Below are 4,144 nucleotides of genomic sequence, written 5' to 3'. Positions count from 1 at the left end.
GCGCATCCGCGCCGCCGTCGACGCCCGCCGCGATCCCGACTTCCTCATCGTGGCCCGCACCGATGTGCGCGCGGTCGAGGGAGTGGACGCCGCGATCGAGCGCGCCCGGATGCTGGTGGACGCCGGGGCGGACGCGGTCTTCCCGGAGGCGCTGCGCACCCTGGAGGAGTTCGCCCAGGTGCGCGCCGCCCTCGATGTGCCGCTTCTCGCCAACATGACCGAGTTCGGCAAGAGCGACCTCTTCACCGTCGACCAGCTGCGGGACGTCGGGGTGAACATCGTCATCTGGCCCGTCTCGCTGCTGCGCATGGCGATGGGGGCCGCGGACCGCGGACTGACCACCCTGCTGGACCAGGGAGCGCTGACGGACCGTCTCGACGAGATGCAGCACCGCCGGGAGCTGTACGACCTCGTGAACTACGAGGGCTACAACCGCTTCGACTCCTCGGTCCACAACTTCCAGCTGGAGCGGGATTAGGAGCCGGGCCCCGCGCCGCCGCGCGTACCGGTGAGGGCGGGCCCAGCCGCTCGCGGTGGACCGGTCCTCACCCGGTCGCCGGGATGTCATCGGGTGAGTCGCCGACGTCCCGTCCTCCCCGTCCCCGGCGATGGTCCTCGGCCCCTGGCCGACCAGGGGTGCCGCGGACGGCGGTGGCGAAGGTCCAGCGGTTGGCGGCCAGGGCGTCGTCCGGTTCGGGCAGCGGTCCGCGCCCGTGCAGGGCGGTGAACTCGTACGGAGTGCGGACGCGCACCTTCCAGCCCCGGGCCCGGAGCGCACCCGCGGAGTCGGGGCGCGGGCCCGGGGCGAACAGGGCGGGGAGGTCCAGACCGAGCCGCTCGCGCAGGGCCGTGTACAGCGGGCCGCGGAGTACCCGGTCCGGTTCGGCGCTGATGTCCTTGGTCTCGAACGCCAGGGTGCTGCCGGGCGCGCTGAGCCGGTCCACGGCGGCGATCAGACCCTGTTCGGCCGCCGCCGGCAGATAGAGCAGCAGGCCCTCCGCGAGCCAGGCCGTCGGTTCGCCGGGATCGAATCCGGAGTCCAGCAGCGCCGTCGTCCACGCGCCGCGCAGATCGATGGCGAGCGGTCGGCGCCCGGCGCGGGGCACGGCCCCGACGCGTTCGAGCACCCGGTGCTTGAACGCCAGCACCCCGGCCGTGTCCAGTTCGTGCACCGTGCGCCCCGAGGGCCAGGGCAGGCGCAGCGCCCGGGAGTCCAGGCCCGCGCCGAGGAGCACGACCTGGCGCGCGCCCGCCCGGGTGGCGGCCAGCAGATGGTCGTCCAGGACCCGGGTGCGCAGGGCGAAATATCCGCCGAGCCGTCCCCACAGGGGGTCGGACACCCGGTCGGGTATGCGGTCCGGATGGAGCGGCCAGTGGGCCGTGCCGGGTGCGGCGCGGACGAAGGCCGCGGCGTACGGGTCACGGGCGAGCGCGTCCGGCAGCTGCGATTCGATGGCCCGGGCCGCGGCCACCAGCAGCGCGGTGCGGCCCACTCCCGCCGTGGGACCGGTCATCGGCCTGCCTCCTGTTCCCGCTCCGGCGGGTCCGCGCCGTCGTCGGCGATGGGGGGTTCCCACCCGCCGGGGTCGTCCACGGTGGTGGTGCGGGCGCCGTACAGGGCGCGCATCAGACCGAGGATCGCGTCGGTGGGGAGGTGCAGGGCTGTGGTGCAGTCGGTCAGGACGGTGATGTGGAAGCCCTTCTGGAACGCGGTGCGCGCGCTGGAGTCGACGCAGACGTCGGCGAAGAGGCCGGTGAACACCAGATGGCCGATCTCCCGTCGCCGCAGTCGCTCCTCCAGATCCGTACCGAGGAACGCGTCGAACACGGCCCGCTTGGTGACCACGGCCTCGCCCGGAGCCGGGGCGACCCGGTGGAACCCCGCTCCCCAGGTGCCCTCCAGACACTTCGGCGGCCTGCCCCGGTCCCGGTCGCGGGAGCGCCAGCTCGGCCCCTGGAAGACGGGATCACCGACGAAGCGGACGAACACCACCTCCACCCCCCGTCGGCGGGCCGCCGCCACGGCGCGGACGGTGCCGTCGACGGCTCTCACCAAGGCGGCGGGATCCCCGCCGAAGCGGGCCGCCGCCGCGGGACCGGCGCAGAAGTCGTTCTGTACGTCCACGACGAGCAGGGCCGTTCTCCACCCCGTCATGAACCGCAGGCCAGCGCCGGGTCCCGCGGGGCTCCACCACCGCCGTCCGGCGCGGCGAGCGCCGCCGTCACCGCGTCGACCACCTCGCTGGTGGAGTGCCGACCACCGAGATCGGGGGTGCGCACCCCCCGCCCGTCGGCCTCGGCGAGGGCGGCCTCCATCGCCGCGACGGCACCGGGACAGCCCGCGTGACGCTCGGCGACCAGCGCCGCCGCCCGCAGCGTGGCCACCGGGTTGACCCGGTCGAGACCGGCCAGGTCGTCGGCGGAGCCGTGCACGGTCTGGTACTCCACCAGCTGCCGCAGCGCCGGGTCGAGGAAGACATTCTCGGTGCAGCGGTTCTCCGGCCGGCCAGCCCCGTACCGGTCGAGCAGGACGACGTGCATGATGTCGGCCCACTCGTTCCCGGCGATCAGAACGGTCCGGCCGGGCAGGCCGTGCGCCAGGAGGTTACGGTTGACCGTGTCCGGCTGGAACACCTCGACGCGGATCCCGAGCCGGTCGGAGAGCCGGGCCACCCAGGAGCCGAAGGCGCCGTCCAGCAGATGGAACTTGTACGCCATCATCACCCGGTCGACGCGGCCGTCGGGCCACTCCCTCCGGGCCCGCTCCAGGGCGTACTCCACCACCTGGGTGGTGATCTCCCGGCTGAAGGTCAGGGTGCGGCTGACCTCCCCGTCGGTGTGGGTGTTCTCCCCGGTGTAGAAGCCCTGGGCCTGGTCCCGCACCAGCAGCAGGGAGTCCGCGCCGGACGTGAGCAGATCCACCTTCACCGCCCGCATCCGGCATCTCAGCAGATAGAGCGACTGCGCGTTGACCGCGGTACGGAAGACCGCCGTGGCACCGCGCGCGGCCAGCTCACGGCAGTACGCCTCGTAGCGTGCGGCGTCCCGCGCGGTCAGCGTCCGTATGCGGTGGACGTCCCGCTCCTGGCTCAGCGACACGTACGAGTGGTAGAGACCGGGCGACCGCGCGATCCGGGCGGCGCCCGGGAGCGACGCGGTCAGGAGGGCGACGACACGCTCGAAGACGGCCGCGAGTTCCGGGCCGGTGCCCCGCCCCACGGCGAGCCCTATCAGGGGCCCGTCCGCGCCGCGCCGCTCCCGTGCCCCGGTCACGCGCCCGTACCCGGGACGAGGTGGTCACCGGGCACACCGGCCTTGTCGGGGTGGTAGAAGTCCCTGATCTCGGCGGCCCAGGCGGCGGCCGGGACGCGGTCGCCACCGGCGGGCTCGAAGGACGCGAACAGTGCCTCGATATTGGGGCGTTGGAAGCCGATGGCGGTCATCAGGGCGAGGAAGTCGGGCCGGGTGACGAACCCGTCGCCGTCCGGGTCGCCGATACCGGACAGGGCCCGCGCGAACCGGTCCACGGCGGCGCCGAACCGTCCGGGATCGAGGACGACGGCGGTGAACTCCTCCGGGCTGACCCGACCGTCGCCGTCGGTGTCCAGCTCGGACACGAGGGTCTCGCCGTACTCCCGGAAGGCGTCGAACAACTCCCGCGCGGCCCGCTGGTCGGCCCCGGGCAGGGCCGCGACCGTCCGGGTGGCCATGAGCGCGAAGTCGGCCGGCTCCAGAAAGCCGTTGCCGTCCGCGTCGAAGAGCGAGAAGACGAGTCGCACCCGTGCGGTTGCCTCGGGGGTGGGCATGGCTGACACCTCTCGATCGGGGTGGGGACAGGGAGGACCGGGATGGCTCCCGGCTGTTGATTCACTATCCGGCCGCCCCGCGGCCCCGTCAGCGTAAGAACGTCCGATCCACTCGATCGAAGGCACCTGAAGCGCCCCGCGCATGGAACGCCACGCGGGGGGACATGATCTCGCGTCCTCGTGCGTCCTCGTGCGTCCTCGTGCGTCCTCGTGCGGGCGTGACGGGCGGCGCGGGGAGAGTGCCGGGGCGGTGCCGGAGGCCGTGAGCGCCGGGTGACTCCGTACCCGTGCGCCGCGCCCCACCGGATCCGCCCGGCCGCCGCTGAACCCGGCCGGAC

General features: G+C 73.7%; 5 protein-coding genes. 1 reads left to right on the top strand and 4 read right to left on the bottom strand.

Annotated elements, in window-relative coordinates; genetic code table 11:
* Positions 1 to 478 (top strand): isocitrate lyase/phosphoenolpyruvate mutase family protein (locus ACFVIM_RS33490; RefSeq protein ID WP_384309664.1); only part of this gene is annotated, 478 nt, incomplete at its 5' end.
* A gap of 67 nt (positions 479 to 545) precedes the next feature.
* On the opposite strand, the gene ACFVIM_RS33485 is transcribed toward ACFVIM_RS33490, so the two are convergent.
* From ACFVIM_RS33485 to ACFVIM_RS33470, 4 genes are read right to left on the bottom strand one after another with little or no spacing between them, the layout of a single operon-like run.
* Positions 546 to 1,514: an SAM-dependent methyltransferase gene (locus ACFVIM_RS33485; RefSeq protein WP_384309661.1), complete on the bottom strand. Its 969-nt coding sequence runs from the start codon at positions 1,512 to 1,514 to the stop codon at positions 546 to 548.
* Positions 1,511 to 2,155 carry a cysteine hydrolase family protein gene (locus ACFVIM_RS33480; protein WP_384309658.1) on the bottom strand — a complete coding sequence of 215 codons (645 nt, stop codon included), beginning with the start codon at positions 2,153 to 2,155 and terminating at the stop codon, positions 1,511 to 1,513. Before ACFVIM_RS33480 ends, ACFVIM_RS33485 begins: the two co-directional genes overlap by 4 nt.
* The gene (locus ACFVIM_RS33475) at positions 2,152 to 3,273 is read right to left on the bottom strand and encodes an isocitrate/isopropylmalate family dehydrogenase (RefSeq protein ID WP_384309656.1); all 1,122 of its coding nucleotides are present in this window, start codon (positions 3,271 to 3,273) and stop codon (positions 2,152 to 2,154) included. The genes ACFVIM_RS33480 and ACFVIM_RS33475 overlap by 4 nt, the downstream gene beginning before the upstream one ends.
* On the bottom strand, positions 3,270 to 3,806 hold the full coding sequence (locus ACFVIM_RS33470) for an EF-hand domain-containing protein (RefSeq protein ID WP_384309653.1): 537 nt from the start codon (positions 3,804 to 3,806) through the stop codon (positions 3,270 to 3,272). Before ACFVIM_RS33470 ends, ACFVIM_RS33475 begins: the two co-directional genes overlap by 4 nt.
* Positions 3,807 to 4,144 lie beyond the last annotated feature (338 nt).

The organism is Streptomyces sp. NPDC057638 (genome assembly GCF_042800315.1).
Lineage (GTDB): Bacteria > Actinomycetota > Actinomycetes > Streptomycetales > Streptomycetaceae > Streptomyces.
This window is presented reverse-complemented; position numbering and strand designations above follow the sequence as displayed.

Bases quoted from the DNA above. Each gene is read 5' to 3' on its own strand.
- ACFVIM_RS33485 (WP_384309661.1), bottom strand. From the start codon at position 1,514: ATGACCGGTCCCACGGCGGGAGTGGGCCGCACCGCGCTGCTGGTGGCC.
- ACFVIM_RS33480 (WP_384309658.1), bottom strand. From the start codon at position 2,155: ATGACGGGGTGGAGAACGGCCCTGCTCGTCGTGGACGTACAGAACGAC.
- ACFVIM_RS33470 (WP_384309653.1), bottom strand. From the start codon at position 3,806: ATGCCCACCCCCGAGGCAACCGCACGGGTGCGACTCGTCTTCTCGCTC.